The 26,764-nt window shown below is 50.4% G+C and carries 24 protein-coding genes and 3 tRNA genes; 6 read left to right on the top strand and 21 right to left on the bottom strand.

The window, feature by feature from the left end:
• Window positions 1-65: 65 nt before the first annotated feature.
• From minE to minC, 3 genes are read right to left on the bottom strand one after another with little or no spacing between them, the layout of a single operon-like run.
• Window positions 66-326: a cell division topological specificity factor MinE gene (gene minE, locus CBE72_RS05545; protein ID WP_100142669.1), complete on the bottom strand. Its 261-nt coding sequence runs from the start codon at window positions 324-326 to the stop codon at window positions 66-68.
• A 3-nt stretch (window positions 327-329) separates the two neighbouring features.
• Window positions 330-1,139 carry a septum site-determining protein MinD gene (gene minD, locus CBE72_RS05540; protein WP_100142668.1) on the bottom strand — a complete coding sequence of 270 codons (810 nt, stop codon included), beginning with the start codon at window positions 1,137-1,139 and terminating at the stop codon, window positions 330-332.
• Window positions 1,140-1,165: 26 nt separating this feature from the next.
• The gene (gene minC / locus CBE72_RS05535) at window positions 1,166-1,831 is read right to left on the bottom strand and encodes a septum site-determining protein MinC (RefSeq protein ID WP_100142667.1); all 666 of its coding nucleotides are present in this window, start codon (window positions 1,829-1,831) and stop codon (window positions 1,166-1,168) included.
• Between the two features lie 122 nt (window positions 1,832-1,953).
• Here minC and CBE72_RS05530 point away from each other — a divergent pair, with 122 nt between their 5' ends.
• The 3 genes from CBE72_RS05530 to CBE72_RS05520 are packed head-to-tail and all read left to right on the top strand — an operon-like array spanning window position 1,954 to window position 3,723.
• Complete coding sequence (locus tag CBE72_RS05530) at window positions 1,954-2,241, top strand: YcgL domain-containing protein (RefSeq protein WP_100142811.1); 288 nt, start codon at window positions 1,954-1,956, stop codon at window positions 2,239-2,241.
• 15 nt (window positions 2,242-2,256) lie between these two features.
• Window positions 2,257-3,234, top strand: coding sequence for a lytic murein transglycosylase (locus tag CBE72_RS05525; protein ID WP_100142666.1), 978 nt, complete (start codon window positions 2,257-2,259; stop codon window positions 3,232-3,234).
• 48 nt (window positions 3,235-3,282) lie between these two features.
• Entirely contained in the window at window positions 3,283-3,723 is a 441-nt protein-coding gene (locus tag CBE72_RS05520) for a YcgN family cysteine cluster protein (protein WP_100142665.1), read from the top strand.
• 87 nt (window positions 3,724-3,810) lie between these two features.
• On the opposite strand, the gene dsbB is transcribed toward CBE72_RS05520, so the two are convergent.
• A complete protein-coding gene (dsbB, locus tag CBE72_RS05515) occupies window positions 3,811-4,323 on the bottom strand; it encodes a disulfide bond formation protein DsbB (RefSeq protein ID WP_100142810.1) in 513 nt (170 codons plus the stop codon).
• A 143-nt stretch (window positions 4,324-4,466) separates the two neighbouring features.
• The gene (gene nhaB, locus CBE72_RS05510) at window positions 4,467-6,056 is read right to left on the bottom strand and encodes a sodium/proton antiporter NhaB (protein ID WP_100142664.1); all 1,590 of its coding nucleotides are present in this window, start codon (window positions 6,054-6,056) and stop codon (window positions 4,467-4,469) included.
• Window positions 6,057-6,360: 304 nt separating this feature from the next.
• Between nhaB and fadR the strand changes: the two genes are divergently transcribed.
• A complete protein-coding gene (gene fadR / locus CBE72_RS05505) occupies window positions 6,361-7,080 on the top strand; it encodes a fatty acid metabolism transcriptional regulator FadR (RefSeq protein WP_100142809.1) in 720 nt (239 codons plus the stop codon).
• Between the two features lie 71 nt (window positions 7,081-7,151).
• Here fadR and CBE72_RS05500 read toward each other — a convergent pair whose 3' ends face one another.
• From CBE72_RS05500 to sodB, 4 genes are all read right to left on the bottom strand, one after another.
• Window positions 7,152-8,672, bottom strand: coding sequence for a SpoVR family protein (locus CBE72_RS05500; protein WP_100142663.1), 1,521 nt, complete (start codon window positions 8,670-8,672; stop codon window positions 7,152-7,154).
• A gap of 12 nt (window positions 8,673-8,684) precedes the next feature.
• Complete coding sequence (locus CBE72_RS05495; protein ID WP_100142662.1) at window positions 8,685-9,953, bottom strand: YeaH/YhbH family protein; 1,269 nt, start codon at window positions 9,951-9,953, stop codon at window positions 8,685-8,687.
• A 51-nt stretch (window positions 9,954-10,004) separates the two neighbouring features.
• The gene (locus CBE72_RS05490) at window positions 10,005-11,939 is read right to left on the bottom strand and encodes a PrkA family serine protein kinase (RefSeq protein WP_100142661.1); all 1,935 of its coding nucleotides are present in this window, start codon (window positions 11,937-11,939) and stop codon (window positions 10,005-10,007) included.
• Between the two features lie 266 nt (window positions 11,940-12,205).
• Window positions 12,206-12,790 (bottom strand): superoxide dismutase [Fe], encoded by a 585-nt coding sequence (sodB, locus tag CBE72_RS05485; RefSeq protein ID WP_100142660.1) that lies wholly within the window; start codon window positions 12,788-12,790, stop codon window positions 12,206-12,208.
• A 220-nt stretch (window positions 12,791-13,010) separates the two neighbouring features.
• Between sodB and CBE72_RS05480 the strand changes: the two genes are divergently transcribed.
• Together CBE72_RS05480 and CBE72_RS05475 are read left to right on the top strand one after the other, a co-directional pair.
• Complete coding sequence (locus CBE72_RS05480; RefSeq protein ID WP_039033973.1) at window positions 13,011-13,346, top strand: Grx4 family monothiol glutaredoxin; 336 nt, start codon at window positions 13,011-13,013, stop codon at window positions 13,344-13,346.
• Window positions 13,347-14,031: 685 nt separating this feature from the next.
• A complete protein-coding gene (locus tag CBE72_RS05475) occupies window positions 14,032-16,584 on the top strand; it encodes a TonB-dependent receptor plug domain-containing protein (RefSeq protein WP_100142659.1) in 2,553 nt (850 codons plus the stop codon).
• 52 nt (window positions 16,585-16,636) lie between these two features.
• Here the strand turns inward: CBE72_RS05475 and gloA are convergent, their stop codons facing one another.
• The 12 genes from gloA to CBE72_RS05415 form a co-directional block, all read right to left on the bottom strand.
• A complete protein-coding gene (gene gloA, locus CBE72_RS05470; protein WP_100142658.1) occupies window positions 16,637-17,047 on the bottom strand; it encodes a lactoylglutathione lyase in 411 nt (136 codons plus the stop codon).
• Between the two features lie 412 nt (window positions 17,048-17,459).
• Window positions 17,460-18,101 (bottom strand): endonuclease III, encoded by a 642-nt coding sequence (nth, locus tag CBE72_RS05465; RefSeq protein WP_100142657.1) that lies wholly within the window; start codon window positions 18,099-18,101, stop codon window positions 17,460-17,462.
• A 9-nt stretch (window positions 18,102-18,110) separates the two neighbouring features.
• Window positions 18,111-18,806 carry an electron transport complex subunit E gene (locus CBE72_RS05460; protein WP_100142656.1) on the bottom strand — a complete coding sequence of 232 codons (696 nt, stop codon included), beginning with the start codon at window positions 18,804-18,806 and terminating at the stop codon, window positions 18,111-18,113.
• On the bottom strand, window positions 18,803-19,438 hold the full coding sequence (rsxG, locus tag CBE72_RS05455; RefSeq protein WP_188726009.1) for an electron transport complex subunit RsxG: 636 nt from the start codon (window positions 19,436-19,438) through the stop codon (window positions 18,803-18,805). The genes CBE72_RS05460 and rsxG overlap by 4 nt, the downstream gene beginning before the upstream one ends.
• A gap of 18 nt (window positions 19,439-19,456) precedes the next feature.
• Window positions 19,457-20,509: an electron transport complex subunit RsxD gene (gene rsxD, locus CBE72_RS05450; protein WP_039033978.1), complete on the bottom strand. Its 1,053-nt coding sequence runs from the start codon at window positions 20,507-20,509 to the stop codon at window positions 19,457-19,459.
• Between the two features lies 1 nt (window position 20,510).
• Window positions 20,511-23,186 carry an electron transport complex subunit RsxC gene (gene rsxC, locus CBE72_RS05445; RefSeq protein WP_100142654.1) on the bottom strand — a complete coding sequence of 892 codons (2,676 nt, stop codon included), beginning with the start codon at window positions 23,184-23,186 and terminating at the stop codon, window positions 20,511-20,513.
• Window positions 23,180-23,749 carry an electron transport complex subunit RsxB gene (rsxB, locus tag CBE72_RS05440; protein ID WP_025010231.1) on the bottom strand — a complete coding sequence of 190 codons (570 nt, stop codon included), beginning with the start codon at window positions 23,747-23,749 and terminating at the stop codon, window positions 23,180-23,182. The genes rsxC and rsxB overlap by 7 nt, the downstream gene beginning before the upstream one ends.
• A 4-nt stretch (window positions 23,750-23,753) precedes the next feature.
• Window positions 23,754-24,332 carry an electron transport complex subunit RsxA gene (gene rsxA / locus CBE72_RS05435; RefSeq protein ID WP_100142653.1) on the bottom strand — a complete coding sequence of 193 codons (579 nt, stop codon included), beginning with the start codon at window positions 24,330-24,332 and terminating at the stop codon, window positions 23,754-23,756.
• A 115-nt stretch (window positions 24,333-24,447) separates the two neighbouring features.
• Entirely contained in the window at window positions 24,448-26,352 is a 1,905-nt protein-coding gene (locus CBE72_RS05430) for an EAL domain-containing protein (RefSeq protein WP_100142652.1), read from the bottom strand.
• 89 nt (window positions 26,353-26,441) lie between these two features.
• A tRNA-Asn gene (locus CBE72_RS05425) sits at window positions 26,442-26,517 on the bottom strand.
• Between the two features lie 60 nt (window positions 26,518-26,577).
• A tRNA-Asn gene (locus tag CBE72_RS05420) sits at window positions 26,578-26,653 on the bottom strand.
• Window positions 26,654-26,681: 28 nt separating this feature from the next.
• Window positions 26,682-26,757 (bottom strand) — tRNA-Asn (locus CBE72_RS05415).
• Window positions 26,758-26,764: the final 7 nt, after the last annotated feature.

Raw genomic sequence — 26,764 nt, 5'->3', positions numbered from 1 at the left:
TTGTGCTTTGCTCGTCTTTAAATTTGAGGATGCACAGGCACAGGCTTTTACCGCTGGAGCGCGTATCAGGGACGCTCCGGCAGAGTTACATTGAGCTCGAGTACCGACAGGTTGTCATCGTTCTGATCCAGCTGTACAGACACCTGTTCTTCAGAGATATGTACATACTTGCGGATCACTGCAATTATCTCCTGCTTCATCTGCGGAAAGTAATCCGGTACCCCGCGCTCGCCACGTTGGTGAGCTACGATGATTTGCAAACGCTCTTTGGCGGTTGCTGCGGTACTGCTTTTCTTACTGCTTTTGAAATAGTCGAGTAATGACATAATTTAGCTACCAAATATTCGTTTAAGGAATCCCTTCTTCTCTTCCGCAACGAAGCGTAGCGGAAGCTCTTCACCCAGCAAACGAGCGACAGTGTCCTCGTAAGCCTGTCCTGCATCACTGTCGTGATCTATGATTACCGGTACCCCTGAGTTGGAGGCCTTGAGTACCGCCTGAGACTCAGGGATCACCCCGAGTAACGGAATCGCCAATATCTCCTGCACATCTTCCACGCTGAGCATTTCGCCGGTTTTTACTCGGGCTGGAGAGTAACGGGTCAACAACAGATACTCCTTGATGGGCTCAAGCCCTTGTTCGGCGCGGCGGCTGCGGCTTTGCAGCATACCGAGTATCCTGTCAGAATCTCTGACTGAGCTGACTTCAGGGTTGGTTGTCACTATGGCAGTATCGGCAAAGTAGAGTGCCATCATGGCGCCGGTCTCAATACCCGCCGGAGAATCACAGATGATGTACTCAAAGTCTTTGCTCAAATCATCAAGTACCTTGCCGACACCCTCTTTGGTCAGGGCATCCTTATCCCTGGTTTGGGACGCCGGTAAAACGAACAGTTTATCACAGCGCTTATCTTTAATTAGTGTCTGGTTCAGATTGGCTTCGCCGTTGATGACATTGACAAAGTCGTAAACAACCCGGCGCTCACAGCCCATGACCAAATCCAGATTACGCAGGCCGATATCAAAATCGATAACGACAGTCTTGTGTCCTTTTAGTGCCAAGCCAGTAGCGATAGCCGCGCTCGATGTGGTCTTGCCCACACCGCCTTTACCTGAGGTGACAACAATAATTTGTGCCATGATCTATTTTATCCTTTGCGTCTGCCTTATCCGGGCAGAGATTCAACGATTAATGACTCACCGCTGAGTCTGATACAACTACTCTTGGCGGTACAGTGTTGTTGCAGGTTTTCTGTTAACCAGTACTGTCCCGCAATCGAAACCAGTTCAGCTTCCATGGACTGGGCCAGGATCACGGCATGTTTGTCGCCGCTGGCTCCCGCCATTGCTTTCCCACGCAGTGCCCCGTACACATGAATGCTACCATCTGCAATGACTTCTGCGCCATTCCCAACTGCACCAAATACAATTAAATCGCCGTCTTTGGCATAAATTTGCTGCCCGGAACGTACGTTTTGTTTAACTATCTTGGTGATCCTCGGCGGTGGTGGTGGGAATTCTGATTGTTTGCCTGCCTTAATGCTGGCTAAGCCTTGTGCTTTGGCGGCCTCGTTGAGTGTCTTATTGGCCGCGGTCACCCCGACTATTATCAGCTGCCTTTCTATCATCCCCTGGCGTAGGCCTTTGAGATCTATGTCAGTGCCGTTGACCTGACTTAAGTTGAGTACCAGCGGAGCGTTAAGGAAAAATTGGGGCGCCTGGGCGAGCTTGGCATCAAGTTCTTTGAAAAGGGCGTCCAGATCTGGGGTATTGATATGGAGTACGGAGAGCGTAAAAGAGGAACCTTTTAGCTCGAGACTTGGTTGTGGCATCCCGGTGTCATTCTCCAGAAAATGAGCAGTCAGATTGCGTGACAGCGTTATATTCCAAGGCGTCCATGTTATAGTGTGCCCCGATGAGTGGCAAGTTTGAACCCATGGAAATTGATACAATTATGATCTGTGCTGTCTATAAGAGCCTGAAAAAAGCCGATACCTATTTATTCGTCAACAAGAAAGATCAGTTTGACGATGTACCTGCTCCCTTGATGCAGGTATTTGGTCCTCCTCAATTGGTAATGTTGTTGCCGCTGCAAAAACGACAACAGTTGGGCATTGCTGACATCAATAAGGTCAAAGCAGAACTGGCAGAAAAGGGCTATTATTTGCAATTACCACCGCCTCCTGTGGATATGCTTAAGGATTTGAGACGCAGCAAAGGCTTGGATGATCATTCTGCTTAAGGAATAACGCGTTTTATGGATAGACTTTCCCTGGTGTTTATTTCACTGCTGAGTGCATCGCTGACGAATATTAGCGTGGCGTCTGAAGGTAATTTTGAGCAGTACCTTGATAACTTGAAGCAGGATGCGGCAGCACAAGGGATAAAAGAACTGACATTGGATAAGGCCTTTAGCCAGATAAAACTGTTTAAAAGGGCCTCCAATGAGGACAAGTCTGTCCCCGCGCCGCCACAGGATCTAGAGAACTATATTCCTAAAGTTATCAATGAACAGATGGTGGTCAAAGGTCGGGTGCTGGCCGAAGAGTATCGGCCACTGCTGCTCAAACTTGGTAAGCAATATCGAGTGCAACCCAGGTTTATTTTGGCTCTTTGGGGACTCGAGTCGGATTTTGGTAATCAACAGGGCAGTTACCCCGTGCTTTCCGTTACGGCTTCATTGGCCTATGAAGGGCAAGAGGCTTACCGGAGGGAATTTATCTCGGCACTGAAAATCCTGGAGTCGCAGGCGCTCGACTTTAATGAACTCAAGGGTTCGAGTACCGGTGCCATGGGGCCCTTGGGTTTGATGCCAAGTGCATATCTGCGATACGGCAGTGATGGTGATGGTGATGGTAAGGTCGATATCTGGAACAGCTTTGCCGATGGCTTGGCATCCGTGGCCAATTATCTGCAACAGGCCGGCTGGGATCATACCCAAACCTGGGGACGTCAGGTCAAAGCGCCCACATCCATAGAGGACAGCCAATTGGGATTGGGTCATCAGGCTAGCTTCAGCTATTGGCAAGAGTTGGGGGTACGTCGCTATGATGGCGCTAATCTGCCGGACCGGACTGATATGCAGGTATCATTGCTCATGCCTGATGGCACAAGTGGTCGCCATTATCTGGTGTACAAGAATTTCCGCGCCTTGCGAAGTTGGCAGGACTCGGACTATTTTGCGCTGGCGGCGGCTTATCTTTCTGAAAGGATCAAGTATCCCCCCCGGAAATAGTGTAAAATAGCTTTTTACGCAAGTTTTCAAGAACGAATCAACAAGTTTATGTCCTTCTGGTTAACCAAGACCCTGGCCGAAATGACTCCGGATGAGTGGGAGTTGCTCTGTGACGGCTGCGGCAAATGTTGTCTCAATAAGCTCATCGATGATGAAACTGAAGAGCTCTATTATACTAACGCAGCTTGTAAGTTATTGTCTGATAAAGACTGTAGCTGTATTCATTATGAAAAACGCTTTGAATTTGTACCTCTGTGCACTGCGGTGACGGCGACGAATATCGCTGATCTGAATTGGCTACCGGATAGTTGTGCTTACCGGCGTTTATACCTGGGGCGGTCATTGCCTTCATGGCATCCTCTCTTGACCGGCTCCAAGGATGCCATGCATGCAGCCGGGATGTCGGTTAAAGGCAAGACACAATGCGAAACCAAAGTCCGGGATCTTGAAGATCATATTGTACTCTGGCCACTGAAGGACTTGGATTGATGCCATCCAGGCATCAAGAGTAAAAGCCAAACACGATTGTTTGGCTTTTTTATGCTCATAGAAAACTCGTTTGCTTGAATTGAATACCTAGTTACGGCTCTTGCTCAGAATAGGCAAAACATAGAGCAACAGCGCGACCAGATATGTAGCAAAAGCGACAATCATCCACTGTGACATAGTGATACCGATAAAACTCCAGGGAATATCAGAGCACATGCCCGTTGGCATAAATATCGAAGGTAGCCATTCATGCAGCGGCATCCACGAAGGGAACTCAGGAAGGAATGAACAGGTCGAAAAAGGTGATGGGTTCTGCTGCATGTCGTTGAGCTCAATGGCCAATCTCAGCCCCCAACTGGCACTAATCCCCCAAAGTACCGCAGCCAAGATTCGTACAGGACGTACTCTCGGCGCAAGAAAGCCTATTATCCCGGCCAGTAGTAATCCCAATACTGCCAGGCGCTGGTAGATACACATGACGCAAGGTTCGAGCTGCATCACATACTGAAAGTACAAGGCAGCCAGTTCTAAAGATAAGGCAGTCAACGCCAGAATTCCCCAAGCCATTCGGGAGTGCGCAAAACGTATCATTGTGGTCAAAATGATCCTCCGTTGAGTATCCATCAGTTCAAGAATTAGCAGAATGGCTCCGCTGCTGGATACAATTCCCATAAAAAAACGCCCACGAAGGGGCGTTTTTTGGACTCTACTGAAACCGAAAGGTTCAGTCAATAGTTAGCAGACTAGTGGCCTACTGCAGCACCTTTACCCAGTACCTCTTGGGCGCTGTGGTGCAGGATCATGCCAGAGTCATAGAAGTATTGGGTCATCTGCTCGAGGAAACCAAGCTCAATTGTCAGTACCCCCACGATGGACAGCACAATAGTATAAGGCAGCGCCATCCATACCATACGACCATAAGATAGGCGGATGAGTGGAGCCAGAGCCGACGTCAGCAGGAACAGGAATGCAGCCTGACCGTTAGGCGTTGCCACTGATGGCAAGTTAGTGCCTGTGTTGATAGCAACGGCCAGCAGGTCAAATTGATCGCGGGTGATCTGGCCATCAATCAGCGCGGCTTTCACCTCATTGATATAGACGGTACCCACAAACACGTTGTCACTGACCATGGACAACAAACCGTTAGCCACATAGAAGATAACCAGCTGCATATTGCCTTCAAAGCCGAGTGCCCACTGGATAACCGGGGCAAACAGGCCTTGATCGATAATCACACCCACTACAGCGAAGAATACTGCCAGCAGTGCAGTAAAGGGCAGGGCCTCTTCAAAGGCTTTACCCAGAGCGTGCTCATCGGTAATACCGTTAAAGGCAGTCGTCAGAATAATCACAGATAGACCGATAAGGCCAACCGATGCCAGATGGAAGGCCAGACCGACAATCAGCCAAACACCAACCAGAGCCTGGATTACCAGCTTCATCTTGTCTTTGCTGGTTCTGTGGGCATCTTCATGAGCGGCGAATTCCACCAAAATTTTGTGCACAGCGTCAGGCAGTTGCGCGCCGTATCCAAAGATATGGAACTTCTCCACCAGCATACAAGTGAGGATACCGGCAAAGAATACGGGTACAGTCACGGGAGACATCCGCAAGGCGAATTCAGAGAACTGCCAGTTAGCCTGAGCGGCAATGATCAGGTTTTGCGGTTCACCCACCATGGTGCATACGCCGCCTAGAGCAGTACCGACACCGGCATGCATCAAGAGGTTACGCAGGAAGCCCCGGAAGTCTTCCAATTCTTGGGCATTGAGTTGCTCGCTTCCATCAGTGGTGTGGTCATGATCGGCGCTGAAGTCTTTACCGGACGCCACCTTGTGGTAGATGGAGTAGAAACCAACGGCAACGGCGATGATTACTGCGATAACCGTCAAGGCATCGAGGAACGCTGACAGGAAGGCGGAGGCGACACAGAACATCAAGGATACGATCATTTTGGAGCGTACCTTGGTGATCATCTTGGTAAATACATAAAGCAGCAGCTGCTTCATAAAGTAGATACCGGCCACCATGAACACCAACAACAATAATACTTCGAGGTTGGCCTCAATCTCGTGCAATACCTGGCTGGGACTGGTCATGCCAATAAACACGGCCTCAATCGCCAATAGACCGCCGGGTTGCAGAGGATAGCACTTAAGTGCCATGGCCAGAGTGAAGATAAACTGCACGACCAAAAACCAGCCCGCAACAAAAGGATTGATGCTGAAAAGTATCGGGTTGATGATAAGAAAACTCAGTATTGCAAGCTTGTACCACTTGGGCGAGTTGCCCAAGAAGTTACTCATAAAAGCCTGAATCGGTGTAGCAGGCATGTCTTCCTCTCTAATTCTGTTATAAATGGTTGTAACGTCTTTGTTCGACGAACGGTAAAATTTGCGTAGTTCAGTCTAGCCTAAAGATAAACTCAATGTAACGATTAGCGTATACAGGGATTTCAAAAAGCGGATCTCGAACGCAAAATTAAGAGACTGCTGATTTGAACTTGGTCACTTTTTTGGCGATTATCTTGACTTGGATGGGTCAAGATTTTACTTCGCTGAACAGAAGGTTTTCATTTTTTGTCGCTCTGGTATGATCTGTGGCCAGAATAAAGCCAACAATTGGAAAACCGGGCTGATGATAATCAATGCCAAAGGACCTGCAAGCTTTGCAGAGAAATATATCGTGCGTTCAATTTGGGAAAATAAGTTTCCCCCCGGCTCCATACTTCCGGCAGAGCGGGAACTATCAGAGCTGATAGGTGTGACCCGTACAACACTGAGAGAAGTGTTGCAGCGTTTGGCCCGTGACGGTTGGTTGACGATTCAACACGGTAAACCCACCCGGGTGAATAATTTCTGGGAAACCTCTGGTCTCAATATTTTGGAGACCATTGCCGATCTCAATCCTGAAGGTTTCCCGGTACTGGTTGACCAACTCTTGTCGGCTAGAACCAATGTCAGTGCGATCTATTTTCGTGGGGCGTTGCGTCATAATCCCGATACGGCAGTGGAAGTGTTGTCAAAAATTCACGAATTGGAAGATGATGCCGAGGCCTATGCCGAGTTTGATTACCAATTACATCATACTCTGGCGTTTTCATCCGGCAACCCGCTGTACGTGCTGATCCTCAATGGTTTCAAGGGACTGTATGCCAGAGTCGGGCGCTACTATTTCAGTAGCCCGGAGGCGAGAGCCTTGGCGCTGTCTTTCTATCAGAAGCTTGAAATGCTGGCCAAAGACAAAAACTACACTCAAGTGCCGGCCTTAATGCGCACTTATGGTATCGACAGCGGTATTATGTGGCAGAAGTTGCGTGATGCCATGCCGCTAGAGATGGCTCAGGATAATCAATAGTCAGTTTTAAGCTCATTGGTATACAGTAAAAAGACCGCCGAAGGCGGTCTTTTTCTTGCGGGTGACATTATCTAACTAAATTCACTTTTTTCAGGGCAGGAGGCCAACACCTTTATTTCGCCATTGTCCTCTTTTTGCTCCAGAGTCACGTCAAAACCCCACAGCCGATGCAGGTGTTTCAGCACTTCCTGACAACTGCCCGCCAGAGGAATACCATTACTGGGTATATACCTCAGTGTCAGCGAGCGATCGCCATTGACCATGACATTGTGCACTTGGATATTGGGTTCATTATTGGACAGGTTGTATTGCGAAGACAAAATTTGTCTGATATCGCGGTATCCCTGTTCATCATGAATGGCCGATACCGACAGATAGTTTTTGCTTTCATCATCGAGTACGCCAAACAGCTTGAACTTGCGGATCATGGTGGGGGAAAGATACTGGCTGATGAAGCTCTCATCCTTGAAGTTTTCCATGGCAAAATGCAGCGTTTTCAGCCAATCGCTGCCGGCGATATCCGGGAACCAATATCTATCTTCTTCAGTTGGCTGTTCGCAGATGCGGCGAATGTCGCAAAACATATTGAACCCCAGGGCATAGGGGTTTATGCCGTTGTAATAAGGGCTGTTGTAGGCGGGTTGAGCCACCACATTGGTGTGACTCTGTAAAAACTCTAACATAAATCTGTCGGTGACCAAGCCTTCGTCATAGAGATGATTGAGCAGGGTGTAATGCCAGAAGGTGGCCCAGCCCTCGTTCATTACCTGGGTTTGGCGTTGCGGGTAAAAATACTGCCCCATCTTGCGTACGATACGCACCAGCTCCCGTTGCCAGGGCTCCAGCAGCGGAGCGTGCTTCTCGATAAAGTAGAGAATGTTTTCCTGTGGCTCTGACGGAAAACGTTTTTGCTGTTTGGCTTCCTCTTTGGTTTGGTGCGAGGGGATGGTGCGCCAGAGATCGTTGACTTGGGTTTGCAGATAGGCCTCGCGCTCTTTCTGGCGCGCCTGCTCTTCACGAAACGAGATTTCTGTTGGGCGCTTGTAGCGGTCAACGCCATAATTCATCAAGGCGTGGCAGGAGTCCAACAGGTTTTCCACCTCATCTATGCCATATTTACGCTCGCATTCACTGATGTATTGCTTGGCAAAGACAAGATAATCAATGATGGAGCCGGCATCTGTCCAGGTGCGGAACAGGTAGTTGTTTTTGAAGAAACTGTTGTGGCCAAAGCAGGCGTGAGCTATCACCAAGGCCTGCATGGTGAGGGTGTTTTCTTCCATCAGATAGGCGATACAGGGGTTAGAGTTGATGACTATTTCATAGGCCAGCCCCATCTGGCCGCGCTTATAACCCTGCTCGGTCTCGATAAAACGCTTACCGAAGGACCAGTGAGTGTACCCTATGGGCATCCCAATGCTGGCGTAGGCGTCCATCATCTGCTCGGCGGTGATCACCTCTATCTGATTGGGATAGGTCCCCAGACGATAATGCTCCGCGACCCGGGCGATTTCCTTTTCATAGGTTTCCAGCAGCTCAAAAGTCCATTCTGGCCCGTCGCTCAGTGGCTGGCGTGTTTTCTTTTTGTTCATAATCGCTTCCCCTTAAACCGCCTGCTTCTTGAACAACTCGCGGAAGACGGGATAGATATCCTCTGCCTGACGAATATGTTGTACCGCCATATTGTCGAATTGTTTTTGCAGGGTTTCATATTCACGCCAGAGCGTCTGGTGCGCCCTGTTGGTGATTTCTATGTAACTGAAATAGCGTACTACGGGTAGCAGTTGTGTTTCGAGGATCTGATAACAGGTGGGCGAGTCATCGGCCCAGTTGTCGCCATCGGATGCCTGGGCGGCATAGATATTCCATTCATTGGCCGGATAGCGTTCTTGTTGAATTTCGTGCATCAGTTTCAGTGCACTGGAGACTATGGTGCCGCCCGTCTCCTGGGAGTAGAAGAACTCGTGTTCATCCACTTCTTTGGCCTGGGTATGATGACGGATATAGACGACCTCAAGATTCTTGTAAGTGCGGGTCAGAAACAGGTACAGCAATATATAGAAGCGTTTAGCCATATCCTTGGTGGCCTGATCCATGGAGCCGGAAACATCCATAAGACAGAACATCACCGCCTGACTGGTGGGCACTTCCCGTTTGGCAAAGTTGTTGTAGCGCAGATCGAAAGTGTCAATAAAGGGCACTTTGGCGATGCGCTGTTTAAGCTCTTCAATCTCCTCTTTGAGCTGCAATATCCGCTCGGCACTGGCTCCCGGGGTGTTTTCCAGCTCTGCCAGTTCGTTTTCCAGTTCATGCAGTCGCCGTTTCTTGTCTGCGGACATAGCGGTGCGCCGCGCCAGAGACGATCTCAAAGAGCGGACGATATTGATATTTGAGGGCACACCATCATTGGTATAACCGGCTCGGTAAGTTTGATATTCCACCAGTTTGTTCAGGCGGTTTTTTTGCAGGTTGGGCAACTCAAGATCTTCAAACAAGAGCTCGAGGTACTCATCTTTGGAGATTTGAAATACAAAGTCATCCTGACCCTCGCCTGAGTCCGAGGCATCGCCCTTGCCGCTGCCACCACCACCGCCGCCCTGAGGCCTGTCTATCTTGTCGCCTCGGGTAAATTGGTCGTTGCCCGGATGCACTCGCTCACGGACGCCACCGCGACCTTGATGGAATATGGGTTCGCTGATGTCCTTGGTGGGGATACTGATTTTTTCTCCCTTGTCGACATCTGTGACGCTACGGTGAGTGACGGCATCACTGACCGCTTTTTTAATTTGTTGTTTATAGCGGTTAATAAACCGCTGACGGTTAACCGTGCTCTTTCCTTTGGCATTCAACCGCCTGTCGATAAAGTTCGCCATACGCACCTCCCAAAGCAAATACCGGGGCCCGAGAGCCCCGAAAGGGCACAGCTATGAGGACTTACGTACCCGTAAGTACCACTCGGACAACAGGCGCACCTGTTTCTTGGTGTAGCCTTTCTCCATCATACGATTGACAAAATCATCATGTTTGCGCTGATCGTCTGTGGAGGTCTTGGCGTTGAAAGAAATGACCGGCAGGAGATCTTCCGTATTTGAGAACATCTTCTTCTCGATCACGGTTCTGAGTTTCTCATAGCTGGTCCATTGCGGGTTGTTGCCATCGTTATTGGCCCTAGCCCTGAGCACAAAGTTGACTATCTCATTGCGGAAGTCTTTGGGATTACTTATCCCGGCCGGCTTTTCAATTTTCTCCAATTCGGCGTTGAGTGCGGCCCGGTCAAACAGTTGGCCGGTTTCCGGGTCTCTGTATTCCTGATCCTGGATCCAGAAGTCGGCATAGGTGACATAGCGGTCGAAGATGTTCTGACCATATTCCGAGTAAGATTCCAGATAAGCGGTCTGGATCTCCTTACCGATAAACTCAACATATTTAGGGATCAGATAGCCCTTCAGAAACTCCATATACCTTTCTGCGGTATCGGAAGGGAACTGCTCTTGCTCTATCTGCCGCTCCAGCACATAGAAGAGGTGCACTGGGTTGGCGGCAATTTCAGAGTGGTCGAAGTTAAAGACCTTGGAGAGGATCTTGAACGCGAAGCGGGTCGACAGTCCGTGCATCCCTTCATCGACTCCGGCATAGTCACGATACTCCTGGTAAGACTTGGCCTTGGGATCGGTATCCTTGAGGCTTTCACCGTCATAGACCCGCATCTTGGAGTAAACGGAGGAGTTCTCCGGGGTCTTGATCCTCGATAGCACGCTGAATTGAGCCAAGGTCTCCAGTGTGCCTGGGGCACAGGGCGCCTTGGTCAACTCTGAATTGGCGATAAGCTTGCGGTAAATCTGCATCTCTTCCGACACCCGCAGGCAGTAGGGCACCTTAACGATATAAACTCGGTCGAGGAAGGCTTCATTGTTTTTATTATTTTTAAAGCTGCTCCATTCAGACTCGTTTGAGTGAGCCAGAATAATGCCGTTAAAGGGCAGGGCCGATAAGCCTTCGGTACCGTTATAGTTGCCTTCCTGGGTGGCTGTCAGCAGAGGGTGCAGCACCTTGATCGGCGCCTTGAACATCTCCACAAACTCCATCAAACCTTGGTTGGCACGGCACAATGCTCCGGAATAGGAGTAAGCATCGGCATCATTCTGGGCAAAGTGCTCCAGTTGGCGAATGTCGACTTTGCCCACCAGAGAAGAGATATCCTGGTTGTTGTCATCACCGGGTTCAGTCTTGGCGATGGCAATTTGATCCAGCACCGAAGGGAATACCTTAACGACCCGGAAGCGGGAGATATCGCCGCCAAAATCATGCAAGCGCTTGACCGCCCAGGGCGACATTATGCTGCGCAGGTAACGGGTCGGGATCTGGTATTCTTCCTGCAGCAACTTGCCATCTTCCTCGGCGTCAAACAGGCAGAAGGGGTGATCGTTGACCGGACTTCTGACTCCATCGGCGCTGAGAATATAGATAGGGACTTGCTGCATCAAAGCTTTGAGCTTCTCTGCCAGCGAAGATTTACCGCCACCGACAGGTCCCAGCAGATAGAGGATTTGCTTGGATTCTTCCAGCCCCTGGGCCGAGTGTTTAAGGTAGGAAACTATCTGCTCTATGGCATCTTCCATGCCGTAGAAGTCTTTAAACGCGGGATAGCGAGAGATTAAGCGGTTGGAAAATATCCGGCTCAGAACCTGATTCTTGGAAGTGTCGATCACTTCCGGCTCGCCGATGGCGATTAGCAACCTTTCTGCTGCCGAAGCGTAGGCGCTGCGATCTTGCTTACAGATCTCGAGAAACTCCTGTAATGTGTATTCTTCATCGAGTTTCTTCTCATAGCGCTGTTGGTAGTGCTCAAATATGCCCATATTAAACCCCCTGAAACGCCAAATATGTCTGGGAAGGGAACTGTCTTTGGCAGTCACCTACCACTAATCTTAGTCACAAATTTTTGCTTCATGTCAAAAAATGCAAATAAAAACAAAGGCAAATCATTGCAAAAGCAACAATTGCATTTGTGAGGGAAGGAAGAAAAGAGTGATTGCCGAACGGGAGTACACGGGCTGAGCAAGCGTTGATAAGGCATAAAAAAGGAGCCATATGGCTCCTTTGGGGTCATCGTCTTTAAGAACGATTAACCGGCGAAGTTCTGGTTTACAAAATCCCAGTTAAGCAACTGCCAGAAGTGCGCCATGTAGTCAGGGCGTACGTTACGGTAGTCGATGTAGTAAGCGTGCTCCCAAACATCAACGGTCAGCAGAGGGGTCACTGAAGCATCTGTCAGTGGCGTGGCTGCATTGCTGGTGTTAACGATAGCCACAGTGCCATCAGCCTTTTTGACCAGCCAAGTCCAGCCACTACCGAAGTTGTTGACTGCAGACTCAGTGAACTGAGCCTTGAAGGCTTCAAAAGAACCGAAAGCGGCATCGATAGCTTTGGCTACAGCGCCTGTGGCTTCGCCACCACCGTTGGGGGCAAGACAGTTCCAGTAAAAAGTGTGGTTCCAAACTTGAGCCGCGTTGTTGAAAATACCACCGGTGGAGGATTTTACAATCTCTTCCAAAGATTTGTCTGCGAATTCAGTGCCTTCGATCAGACCGTTCAGCTTAACCACATAAGTATTGTGGTGCTTACCGTAGTGGTATTCGATGGTTTCCTGAGAAATGTGGGGTTCCAGTGCGTTCTTGGCGTATGGTAATGCTGGTAATTCGAAAGCCATTAGTATCTCTCCATGGACTTGGTTTATCATTTTCAGACTTGCTCACTGCCATCTATTGTACCGATAAAATTTGTGAAGTGAATCATTGTTTGAATGATTGAGCAGATTGACATCATTGAAAAATCAAATGACTAATACCCTTACAAATAGTGGGATTTTGTTCTGTGCTGCTCTCGCGTACAATGGCGTATCAATAATAGTGTCGTACTCAGGAACGTAAATGGAAACTGTTGAAAAAATTAAGCAGCAAATTGCTGAAAACCCCATCATCCTTTACATGAAAGGTTCGCCCAAATTGCCCAGCTGTGGTTTTTCCTCTCAGGTGGCTCAGATCATGATCAATATCGGTGAGCAGTTCGCATTTGTTGATATTCTGCAGCACCCGGATATCCGCGCAGAATTGCCTAAGTATGCCAATTGGCCGACTTTCCCTCAGTTGTGGGTCGAAGGTGAGCTGATCGGCGGTTGTGATATCCTGACCGAAATGTACCAAAAAGGTGAGTTGCAAACCTTGATCAAGGAAACCGCTGCTAAGTACAAGCAGGATGAAGCTTGAGATTAGTCTCAGTATTTTAAGTGTTGTAAATGAAAAGGCCGGATATATTCCGGCCTTTTTTGGTTTGTCTTCCATGCCAATTTGGTTGGCGTCATTATCTTCACATTCTCTCTGTTTTAACTGTAACAAGTCGAGATGATTGGCTGTGTATGGCCAGTGACTTTTTATTGTCTATAGTATCGCGCTCTTTGTGTTATCCCCTCCTCAAATAAAACAAAGTCGAAACAAATGTATTGAATGTATCGTTTTATTACTTAATCAATATGACTAATCAGGCTTATTGATGATGTAATTAACGTTACAAAAAGCGATTAAAGGCAGAAAAATGAGTGGAGAAACCCCACAAATTTATTGTGAAGCATTGTGGTTTAAGTGCGGTAACTGTGAGATGCGTCACATTTATTGGGTTGTATGTTGTTAAATTTAGGATGCAAAATTAACAGTAAATTAAATTAATTTTTTAACAACTCCCCCTGGTTTGGCTGCATATTTATTCCTGCTGAATGCAAATGGTTTTATTTGTCATAAATGAAAACAAAAAATACACATAAAATAAACACCATGTTGTTTGTCAGATTAAAATCCTGTTATTGACGATATTGAAACGAGGCGACAGTATCTTGGTAACGCTGCGTTAATAAGCGTGGTCAAAATAAAAACAAACCATGAAGTAAGGGAGTTTAAAATGACAAGAACTAATAAGCTGACTGGGGCAGTCAGACTGGCTCTGTTTGCCGCAGTCTCTACGGGAGCGGCATCTGTGTCCCAGATGGCTTACGCCGCAGAAGAGGGTGCCAAGGTAGAACGTATCGAAGTTACGGGCTCACGTATCCAACGTCAGGATATGGAAACCGCCTCTCCAGTGACAGTGATCAGCGCCGATGCCATTCGTGCGGAAGGTTTCACTTCTGTCGATCAGTTGCTGCAGGCTCAAACCTCTATGGCCGGGGCGGCAGTAGGTTCAACCACAAATAACGGTGCGGATGGTGTGGCTCAGGTCGATCTGCGTGGTATGGGCGCAGAGCGTACTCTGGTATTGCTCAATGGCCGCCGTATGGTGAACTCAGGCTCGGGCGCAGACAGTGCAGTGGACTTGAACTCAATCCCAGTGGCTATGATTGCCCGGGTAGAGATCCTTAAGGATGGTGCCTCGGCGGTATACGGTTCTGATGCCATTGCCGGGGTGGTCAATATCATCACCAAGAAAGATTTTGAAGGTTTTCAACTGGATTTCAATGGCAGCGGAACCGATAAGGGTGACGGCGAAACAGGTGAATTGAGCCTGTTGTACGGTTTTAACACAGATAATGGCGGCAATTACACCTTCGGCGCCGCTTACTCCGACCGTCGTGGTGTTATTCAAGGGGAGCGTGATTGGACCGAGCCAGGCTCAAGCTCCTTTATCCCTAACGGTTCACTGGACGGTATGGTCAAAGACGCCAGTGGTAACTGGGTTAAGCGTACTACTGGTTATGACTACACTCAGGATAGCTGGTTCCAGACGCCAAGCGAGCGCTATAGCCTATTTGCCAACATGATCCAGGAGTTGGGTAATGAGCTGGTACTGACAGGTGACATACTGTATACCAAGCGTAAGTCCGATCAGCAGATGGCGGCTCAACCAGCCAATATCATGCTGGGTGTTTGTGGTCAAACAGATATCAATCCTGCCAAGTGCATCACATTGGATCAATCTATGCTGGATGCCGGTATCAAGGCCGATAAGACCGGCCGTGTTAACTACCGTCGCCGTACCAATGACGTAGGGCCTCGTATCTATAATCAAGACGTCGATACGCTGCGCGCCTCGATTGCCCTGCAGGGCACGCTGGATGTTCATACCGGCATGACTTGGGATCTTTCTTACACCTATGGCAAGAACAAAGCCGATACCTGGGTTGAGAATTCCATCAATGCCAAAAAGATGGAAGATTCCCTCTACAACAATCAAGGCGCCTGGTTTAATGGTGCCCCCCTGACTCAGGAGATCATCAACGACATCGGTTTTACCGAGCGTAACGATGGTGGTAATGAACAGCATCTGGTTGCCGGCGTGTTGAGCGGTGAGCTGTTTGATCTCGATGCGGGTCCGGTCAGCTTTGCTATCGGTGCCGAATACCGTTACGACAGCGGTTACTTTAATCCGGATCCTGTGATTGTCGCCGGTGAGGGTACAGCGGCCCAGCAAGACCCAACTGATGGTAACTACGACGTTATCTCTATCTATCAAGAGGTTAGCGTACCTTTTAGCGAAAAACTGACAGGTGAATTTGCGCTACGTTTCGATGATTACTCCACTTTCGGTAAGGCATCGACCTGGAAGATAGGCCTGACCTATGAAGCGACCGATGACTTAATGCTGCGCGCCGTTGCGGCTACCGGTTTCCGGGCACCAAACGTCAGCGAGCTCTACGGTGGTAACACAGGGTCTTATGACTACCTGGATGATCCATGGGGTAATGAACAAGATCCACAGATCCTGGTTAACTACATCTCGGATGAAAACCTGAAGGCAGAAGAGTCCGAGTCATATACCGCCGGTCTGGTTTACTCACCAAACTTTATCGACGGTATGTCTCTGACCCTGGACTACTGGCGTTTCCGGGTAACCAATGCTATTACCCGTCTGGATGCCCAGAAAGGCTTGAATGACTGTCATGCCGGAAACCAAGTTGCCTGTGACACTTTCAAGATCACTCAGGATGGCGATCTGTCCAAATTTATTAACCCTCTAACCAACGTGGGGAGCCAAAATACCAGTGGTATCGATTTCAACCTAGCTTACAGCTTTGAAGGTCTGGGGCTGGATTGGAAAATCAACAACGACCTGACCTATCTGCTGGAGTTTGAACAGGACGGCGTTGCTTATGACGGTACCATAGACGGTAACTTTGGCGGCTATGCAGAAGTTCGTAATAACTTTAGTATTCAAGCCAGTCGTGGAGATTGGAGCCTGATGTACTACAACCGTTATATAGGCGAGATGGATGATATCTACACTGATTACGATCAGAATGATAAACCGTTTACGGCGGTTGCCAAGGCTGATGCGGTCATGTATCACAACATTGTCGGTACTTATCACTTTACTGATGGTTTGACAGCCTCGCTGGGTGTTAAGAACTTAACTGATGAAGAACCTTCATTTGTATCCAATGGTAGTGATGCCGGGACGGTACCTGAAGTCTATGACACTATCGGTCGTCAAATCTATGGTGGTGTGACTTATAAGTTCTAAGTCATCTTTGAATAAAAAAAGCGCCTTCGGCGCTTTTTTTATGTTTGATTGTTTAACCTAGGCCTTTTTCAGCCGAGCTCATCTGAATGAGCTCAATCTTGTAACCGTCAGGATCTTCCACAAAGGCGATTTCGGTGCTGCCGCCGGCAACCGGGCCAGGGGCACGGATAACCTTGCCACCGGCGGCGCTGATGGCTTCACAGCGGGCATAGATGTCTTCTTCACCTATGGCGATATGACCAAAGGCGTTACCCATATCATATTGCTCTGTGCCCCAGTTGTAGGTCAATTCGATAACGGCCTGACCACTTGACTCTTCGCCATAACCAACGAAGGCGAGAGTATATTTGTATTCAGGGTTTTCAGACTGACGCAGCAGTTTCATCCCCATGATTTCTGTATAGAAGTGGATGCTGCGCTCAAGGTTACCGACCCTGAGCATAGTGTGCAGAACTTGTGACATTGCAACCTCTTTTGGTTCTAAAACTGAGACCGACTTTAGTGGCGGTCGCAAGGATAATCAAGTGAAATCAAGGTAGCTGAGAATGACTCCCAAATGGAGTCGCTTTACTTCGGCTCAACTTGATAGCCAGTTCACAAATCCATGAAATAAGTATGGTATTTGTGCCTGCTTCATCAATAATGGAGCTAACCCTATCTTAGCTGGACGCAGGAGACAAGCATGACTACAGAACTAAAAATGGCAATCGGCTCTACTTTGGTAATCGCGATCGTTTTCGCCGCTATGATTGTACAGATGTTTTGATTGATAGCGCTAAAGAACTCACAACAATGCCGCCCCTGGGCGGCATTGTTGTTTCTGTAAGCTAACATTTCGTGCGCCGTGTAGATTTGCAGAGTGTCAGAAGTTGTCGTTAATCTTCTGGGTAGACCTTGTCTTTAAATTCACACAGATCTTCAATCAGGCAACTGCCACAACGGGGCTTTCTGGCGATGCAGGTATAGCGCCCGTGAAGAATAAGCCAGTGGTGGACGTCAACTTTGAACTCGGTCGGCACCACTTTCAGCAGTTTATCTTCTACTTCCTGAACATTTTTCCCCGGCGCAAAGCGGGTGCGGTTGCTGACCCGGAATATATGAGTGTCGACGGCTATGGTTGGCCAACCAAAAGCGGTGTTGAGCACCACATTAGCGGTCTTACGGCCGACCCCGGGCAGTGACTCCAGCGCCTCGCGGTTTTCAGGGACTTCGCCGTTGTACTGCTCGACAAGGATCTTGGACAGTGCCACCACATTGATGGCCTTATTGTTATAGAGCCCTATGGTCTTGATATACTCCTTCAGCCCTTCAACCCCGAGGTCTGCGATAGCCTGCGGGGTATTGGCCACCGGAAACAGCTTGTCAGTGGCCTTGTTGACACTGACATCGGTTGCCTGCGCCGAAAGCGTTACCGCGACCAGTAATTCAAAAGGGCTGGAATAATTCAGCTCTGTCTGGGGATGAGGATTATTGTCCCGCAGGCGTTCGAGTATCGCCCGTCTCTTGTCTTTGTTCACTCAATGACCTCAGTTGACTTTGGTGATCCTGGCGCGCTCCACTGGCGCAGTTTGCTCTCTGGGTTGGCGCTCAGCGAGTTTCTTGTCGATGGCGTTTTTCAGGGCAATCAGCAGTCCCATACCCAAAAAGGCACCGGGCGGCAACATCGCCAGCAGGAAGGGGGTATCGACTTGCCAAACTTCAATACGCAGACTCTCAGCCCATGGTCCAAGAAGCAGATCGGCGCCGTCAAATAGGGTGCCTTGCCCTAGTATTTCTCTGCCGCCACCGAGCACCATCAATACTAAGGTAAAGCCAATACCCATCATCAAGCCGTCAAAGGCGGCATCCATAGGTGAATTACGCGAGGCAAAGGCTTCGGCGCGGCCTATGATGACGCAGTTTGTTACGATCAGCGGCAGGAAAATACCGAGAGACAGGTAGAGGCCGTAGGCGTAAGCGTTAACCAGCAACTGCACTGCGGTTACCAGTGCGGCAATGATCATTACAAACACGGGGATGCGGATCTCTTTGGGTACAAAGTTGCGCACCAGGGATACTGTGGTGTTAGAACCAATTAACACTACTGCGGTAGCGAGTCCAAGCCCCAGGGCGTTAGTAAAGGTAGAGGTTACCGCCAACAGGGGACAGAGTCCCAACATCTGCACCAGTCCGGGGTTGTTTTTCCACAAGCCTTGCCAGGCGATATCACGATATAAACTCATTGGCTTGCCTCACATGTCTGTGATTGCGAAAAGAGGGTCTGCTTATTGGCTTCAAAGAAGGCCAGGGTGTTTCTTATCGACTTGACGTAGGCTCTGGGGGTAATGGTCGCCCCGGTAAACTGATCGATTTCACCACCGTCTTTTTTCACATACCAGGCTTTGTCATCACTGCCTTGAAGCTTTCTGCCGATAAAGCTGTCCACCCAATCAGATTTCTTGCGCTCAATCTTGTCACCCAGCCCAGGGGTTTCCTGATGCGACAGAGTGCGAACCCCAAGCACAGTGCCGTCAGTCTTGATACCTATGATCAAGCGTATTTCACCATTGTAGCCATCTGGGGCTATGGTTTCGATGGCAATGGCGACTGGCTGGGCATCTTGGGTAGCGATATAGGCCGGCATGGGCTGAGTCGTGCCCAGGGCGTCTCTGTCCTGCAATAGAATGCAGCTTTCCTCGAGCGGATTGTCGTGCAGTTCATTGGGGATGATCTGCTCCAGGGTGCGTTTGAGCTCCAACTTTTGCTGAGCCATAATCGCATCCCGGGTGCTGTCATTGACAACCGCCACCACTGCGGTGCATATCAGGGCAAACAGGCCCAAAAGCAGGCCATTTTTCAACATGGATTTTTGCACTGTCTATCTCTCTTGCTATCAATGTCCGGCGCGATGGCCATAGGCTCGGGGTTTGACATAGTAGTCGATCAAAGGGGCGCATAGGTTGGCCAGCAACACCGCAAAAGCAAAGGCGTCAGGGTACCCGCCAAAGCTTCGGATAAGGTAAACCACCAGGCCGATAAGGGCGCCGAAGATCAATCTGCCTCGGTTACTGGCGGGCGCGGTTACAGGATCTGTGGCAATAAAGAAAGCCGCCAGCATGGTAGCGCCACTGAACAGATGAATAAGAGGGCTGACATGGGTATCTGGCCCAAGCGCATAGGCAAAGCCGCTGCAGATAAACAGTGACGCCAGCACTCCAACACTGATATGCCAGCGGATAAGCTTCATTTTCAATAGCGCCAGGCCGCCGCACAGGTAGGCCAGGTTGACCCAAAACCAGCCACTGTTGATAGTGCCGGCAAAAATTGGTTTTTGCAGGCTCTCGGTGGTGGTCATTCCCATAGAGAGATCCGTCTTCAGCGTATCGAGCGGTGTCGCCATGGTGACGCCATCGATACCGAGCTGGAAGTACTCGGCAACGCTGCCTTGGCTGGCGCCGAAAATTACCTGCAAGCTGGTGAGAAAATCTGGAGAATGTTGGGCAACCGTCGCCGGTGCAACCCAACTGGTCATCTGTACCGGGAAGGCCACCAACAGCAACACATAGGCTGCCATGGCCGGGTTGAACAGGTTATTTCCCAAACCGCCATACAACTGTTTGACCATGATGATGGCAAAACTTGTGCCTATCACCACCATCCACCAAGGGGCGAGCGGCGGTATGGCGATACCGATAAGAACCGCTGTTAGAGCCGCGCTGTTATCCGACAGCGTCGAAAGTACCTTGCGCTTACGCAACTTGAGGATGGCGGCCTCTGAAATCAAAGCGACCATCACGGCCAGCAGTACCTGAATAAGGCTGCCCCAACCAAAAAATACACACTGGACTACCAGGCCGGGCAGGGCGCAGAGCAGCACCCTTTGCATCACAGTGCTGGTTTGCAGCGGTCGGCTGACATGGGGGGAGGAGGCTATTTTAAACGCCATATCAATCTTTCTCCTGTGCGCTGAGCGCCTTCTCTTTGGCCTTTTGTTTGGCTTTGGCTACTGCCCTGGCAATACGCGCCTGTTTACTGTCATCAGACGGGGTACTATCAGCGGACGTGGGCTCGGTAGCGGTTGTCGACTCGCTTGGAGGCCGACTTTCAGCCGAAACCTGCGTATTTGCTGCGCCGTTGTCCTGCGGTTGTTCACTTGCCGCCGCGGCCTTCTTGGCCTTGGCTTTGGCAACCGCTGCCGCGATACGAGCCTGTTTGCTGTCATCGCCTTCGGCTTGTTTTGTCGCTTTGCTTGAGCTTGGGTTTACTTCGGTGCCTTGCGCTAAACCCACGCCATTATTATCGGTCGCAGTTGATTCCACTGGTTCAGCTGCGGCGGCCTTCTTGGCCTTGGCTTTGGCTTTGGCAAGTGCTGTTGCGATACGGGCCTGTTTGCTGTCATCGCCTTCGGCTTGTTTTGTCGCTTTGCTTGAGCTTGGGTTTACTTCGGTGCCTTGTGTTGAACCCACGCCATTATTATCGGTCGCAGTTGCCCCAACTGGTTCAGCTGCGGCGGCCTTCTTGGCCTTGGCTCTGGCAACCGCTGCCGCGATACGGGCCTGTTTACTGTCGTCGCTTGCGACTTGGTTTACTTCGGCGCCTTGCGCTGAACTCACGCCATTATCATCGGCCGCAGTTGATTCAGATGCCGCCGCGGCCTTCTTGGCCTTGGCTCTGGCAACTGCTGCCGCGATACGGGCCTGTTTGCTGTCATCGCTTACGCTTTGGCTTGCTTCGTCGGCTGTCGCTTGAGTGCTGCTGGCCTGTGCATCATGAGTTTCGCCAGTGTCAGTTTCAGTCTTCCCTGAGGCTGCAACGGCCCTTTTTGCCTTGGCACGGGCGATAGCGGCTGCGACTTGAGCTTTCTTGTCTGCGCCAGGTGTTGTGCCTTCAGCTGCATTATCTGTCGTCGCATCAGCAACTTCTTTGGCAGCAGCAGTGCCTTGTGCTGCGGCCTTTTTGGCTTTGGCACGGGCAATCGCTGCGGCGACATCGCTCTTTCTCTTATCCGCCTTTGGCTGGCTAACTGCCGGGTCGGCGGTGTCGGCCGCTTTTTCTGCCGGTTTAGCCGTGGTCGCCACAGAGGCTTCGGCTGCTTTTTTCGCCTTGATCCTGGCCATAGCCTCGGCTACGGCATCTTTCTCACCACTGCCCATGGCGGCGCGGCGCTTATCGGCTGCAGCTTTGGCCTTGGCTTCCCGCGCCTGTTTCTCGGCCTCCAGCCGCTTGAGCCTAGCATCGAATCTCTGCTTGGCCTGCTCGGCCAGCTGTTTTTCCTCGTGACTGCGTTTGATGGCCGCCTTGGCAATGCGGTAATACTCCACCAGCGGAATATCCGACGGGCAAACATAGCTGCAGCAGCCACACTCGATGCAGTCTCTGAGGTTGTAGGAGCTGGCCTTGTCGTATTCTTCGGCTTTACTGTGCCAATAGAGTTGCTGGGGCAATAGCGACGCCGGGCACACCTGAGCGCATTCACCGCAGCGAATGCAGGCCTTTTCCTCGGCCGGAGGGCTGATCTCGCTGGCCGATGGCACCAAGACACAGTTACTGCCCTTGAGCAGCGGCACCTTGATAAGGGGCAGGGTGTAGCCCATCATGGGGCCGCCTATGATGACGGTATCTTGACCGCTGGCGGTGAAGCCACTTTGCTCGAGTATATGGGCTATGGGCGTGCCCAGTGGCACCCAGTAATTACCCGGCTTGGGAATATTGCCGCCGGTCACTGTGACAACCCGCTCTATGAGAGGCTTACCCAGGCAAACGGCTTCGCGAATGGCGAAGGCGGTGCCTACGTTGTGCACTACTATCCCAAGTTGCGCCGGAATGGCGCCGGAAGGCACTTCCTGCCCGGTAATGATCTGGATCAGTTGCTTTTCGCCGCCGGAAGGGTATTTGGTCGGGATCACTGTGATCCTGATACTTCCCTTGGGCAGGTGGCAGCTATCCAGTGCCTGCTGCATCGCCTGTATGGCTTCGGGCTTGTTATCTTCGATGGCGATAATTACCCGTTTGGGATTTAGCAGCCCGTGAACAATTTCAATGCCGCTCAGAATTTCGCTGGCGTGTTCGCGCATCAATCTGTCATCGGCGCTGATATAAGGCTCACATTCCACGCCGTTGATCAACAGCAGTTCAATCTCACTGGCGGGGTTGAGTTTAATGTGAGCCGGAAACATGGCGCCGCCCAATCCGGCTATCCCGGCCTGGCGAATGCGGCTGAGGATCTGCTCGCGGCTCAGTGCTGAGACCTCTTGCTGATCAAAATCTATGGCTTGATCCTGGCCGTCGGCTTCCAGCACACAGGTCAAAACCGGCAGGGCCGAAGGGTGGTTACTCGGTCTTTGCTCTATGGCGCGAATGATGCCTGAGGTGGGGGCATGCACCGCCAGATACATGGCGCTCAGCCCGCGGGTCAGCGCTTGGCCCTTGAGCACTCTGTCGCCGACTTTGACTTCGAGCACGGCGCTGTCACCAACCTGAGGCACAGGCAATAAGAATTCGCTGGCAAGCGGTAGACGCCCAATAGGACTGCCATTGGAGAGGTCTTTCATCTGCGGCGGATGAATTCCACCGGTCAGGCGCCACTGAGTTCCTTTATCCAACTGTTCGAGTAATGTCAGCACGGCTTGTCCTCTTCCACCAACTTCACTGGAATTGCGTTAAGCTGCCAGTCCCAGGTTTTCAGATCCTGTTTCACCGGGATCATATCGATACAATCCACAGGGCAGGGTTCAACACAGAGATCGCAGCCGGTGCAGTTGCTGGTCAGGACTGTGTGCATCAGCTTGCCCGTTCCTATAATGGCGTCTACCGGACAGGCCTGAATACACTTGGTACAGCCGATACACTCCTCCTCGCGAATGTAGGCGACCTTTTTGACCTGGGTTTCAACACTGGCATCGAGAGGCTCGGGATCGACCCCCATAAGATCGGCCAGTTTCTCCATAGTGGCGGTACCGCCCGGTGGGCAGCGATTGATCTTCTCGCCGTTGGCTATGGCCTCGGCGTAGGGACGGCAGCCAGGGTAGCCGCATTGACCACACTGGGTTTGTGGCAACAGGGCTTCGACCTGATCCACTATCGGATTGCCCTGAACTTTAAACTTCTCGGCGGCGAAGCCGAGTAAAACGCCGAATACCAGCGCCAGCAGAGACAATAAAATGACTGCAATTAGCATGGAAGACATAACTCTATTTGACTAAACCGGTAAAGCCCATGAAGGCCAGCGACATCAGGCCTGCGGTGATCATGGCGATGGCACTGCCTTTGAAAGGCGCGGGAACATCGGCCGCCGCCAGACGTTCACGCATCGCCGAAAACAGGATAAGCACCAATGAAAAGCCGGCGGCAGCGCCAAAACCGTAGATGGCACTCTGCATAAAATCATGGTTTTCATTGATATTCAGCAGGGCAACCCCCAACACGGCACAGTTGGTGGTGATAAGCGGCAGGTAGATACCCAGCGCCCTATGCAGAGTCGCACTGGTTTTCTGCACCACCATTTCGGTGAACTGTACCACCACTGCGATAACCAGAATAAAGCTCATGGTGCGCAGGTAGCCGAGATCGAAGGGCAGCAGTAGATACCGGTTAACCAGGTAGCTGAGGATGGCTGCCAGGGTCATAACAAAGGTGGTCGCCATGGACATGCCTATGGCAGATTCCAGCTTGCTGGATACTCCCATAAAAGGGCACAGACCAAGGAATTTCACTAATACAAAATTGTTGACCAGCACAGTGCCAATCAACAACAGGAGATACTCACTCATCTCATTACAGGTGTTGTGATTTCTTAGCGGTTATTATCAGTGTTTCAGTGGTCATAAACAACATATAGAAAGCAGGGTTTACCTTCTTTGCACCTAGATTGAGACCTAAAGTTCATTAATTTCTGTTCATTTCGGCCGGATCCAGCTGTTGTGGCCTGGCGATGTAGAAGCCTTGCATGCCGTCGATCAGCAGTTTCTCAACGGCCATTTTCTCCTCCTGGCGCTCAATGCCGCAGGCAATGACCCTGACACCACTGCGACGAGCGACATCGACCAGCATGCGGACAAAGAACTGATTATTGGTGTCTTCATCGATGGCCTGGGTATAGCTGGGATCCAGTTTGATATAGTCGGGGCGTACCTCACGGAAAAACTTAAACGAGGTAAAGCCCATGCCGAAGCGTTCCACCGATACCCGGCAGCCGACGCTGTGCATGGCGCGAACAAACTTGTGACTGGCGGCCAGGTTACTCTGCATACCTGCCTCGTTGATCTCAAATACCAGTCTTGAGGCTAATCTCGGATGTTTGGAGAGCAGATCTTTGGCCCAGGCAATAAAGCTTTCTTTGGAGGCTGAACCTGAGCTCAAATTGACGCCGATATTACCGCTGAGGTTTGGCAGGTTTTGCAAGAGCTTCAAGGCACTGAGTAGCACCAGTTTATCCAGCTCTTGGCTCATGCCGTGACGTTCGGCCATGGCGATCACCGTGGCTGTCGGTAGAAACTTGCCTTCATTGTTGTAAAAGCGTGCCAACAGCTCCCGGTAGCCATCTACCTCGCTGCGACAGCTCTGAATGGTTTGCTGGTAAAACTTGAGTGCCCGGCGCTTCAGCAAGTCTTCAATGGCCAGTTTCCAGCGGTTATCCCCGAGTTTTTCATCCAGCATATTCTTATCCTGAAACTGCACTGCATTAGGGCCCAAGGTTTGCGCCACATTGGCGGCGGTATCGGCCATGGCGAGAATACCCATGGGATCTTTGTCGCTGGTGTAGGTGACTATGCCTGTATGGGCGATGGAGTCGGTTTGCAGCTCTGCTTGATATTCTTCCAACTCACGCTTGAGCTGGGTGGCAAAGGTTTGCGCGTCTTTCAGCACTATTGAAGGGACAAAGATGGTGAAATCAGTGCTGGCAATACGAAAGCTTTCGCTGTTTTTGTAACCCTGGAGTGCCCGGCGAATACAAACCGCCACACGGGCAAGATAGTCATCGCCGCCCTGACGGCCGTGCAGTTGATTGATATGACCAAGCTCAGTGGCTTTTACCAGAGCCAGCACTCCAATTTGCGATTTGCCGGAGAGCGATAACTGTTGCAGTTTTTCGGTGAAGTGCTGGCGGGTGCCAAAGCCGGTTATCGGATCCTCGTAGGCGAGCTTCTTCAGAGCCAGGTTTTCTGACTCAAGTTTCTCAAGCCGCTGTTTGAACAGCTGTCGACTCTGCTCCAATGCTTGCCCCAAGGGCTTGAGCTCACCCCGAAAGCGGCTCTGTGCCAGCGCATTGAACTCACCTTGGGACATCTTTGTCAGATAGTCGGCCGCATATTGGAGGACGCGCTTGTGACGGCCCATCATCAAGGCAAAGATTAACGCCAGCGCCAGATAAAGAGGCAGCAAGCGTAATCCGGTGAGCCAGAGAGTATGGATCCCTTGATATCTAAGCGGGCTGAGGTCGGGCTTAAGTAACACCCGTCCGGAAGCGAAGCGGTATTGGGACTCGAGTTGTAACGGCAACAGATAATATTGCCAGTTCATCTCCGGCAGGAAATGTCCTCGAGTGAGATTATTCTGGCCGTCGGCGTCATCGGTATATTGGAAAAACTGCAGTGGCACTCTGTCTTGCAGCTGTTGATAGAGTAGGGCGGCTTCTTCTGTAGCTTGAGCCTGCATTACTGCTTGTTGCAATTGCTGCAATAGCAGATCGCCTTCTTGCTGCAGTATTTGTCGCTCCTGCTGTAGCAGGACTATGCCGGTAGCCAGAAAGCCCAATAGTAGTAACAGCTGAAAAAAGCGCGAAATGCCCATATTTTTCTGAGTTCAGACCAATCCCGAAACGAGTGTCGAAATTGTATACGTATTTGTTATAAATACAAAACACAGAAATAGAAGTGAAGTGGCTCCCCTGACTGGACTCGAACCAGTGACATACGGATTAACAGTCCGCCGTTCTACCAACTGAACTACAGGGGAATAGAATATTTTGTTGAGTTGAAATCGAAGTGNTATTGTTTTCATAAGACTTGCTTGAAGTGGCTCCCCTGACTGGACTCGAACCAGTGACATACGGATTAACAGTCCGCCGTTCTACCGACTGAACTACAGGGGAACAGATTTCGCTTAGGTTTAATTTGAAGTGGCTCCCCTGACTGGACTTGAACCAGTGACATACGGATTAACAGTCCGCCGTTCTACCGACTGAACTACAGGGGAACAGATT

The organism is Shewanella carassii (assembly GCF_002777975.1).
Lineage (GTDB): Bacteria > Pseudomonadota > Gammaproteobacteria > Enterobacterales > Shewanellaceae > Shewanella > Shewanella carassii.
The sequence above is the reverse complement of the archived record's forward strand: the minus strand, read 5'-3'. Positions and strand labels throughout refer to the sequence as shown.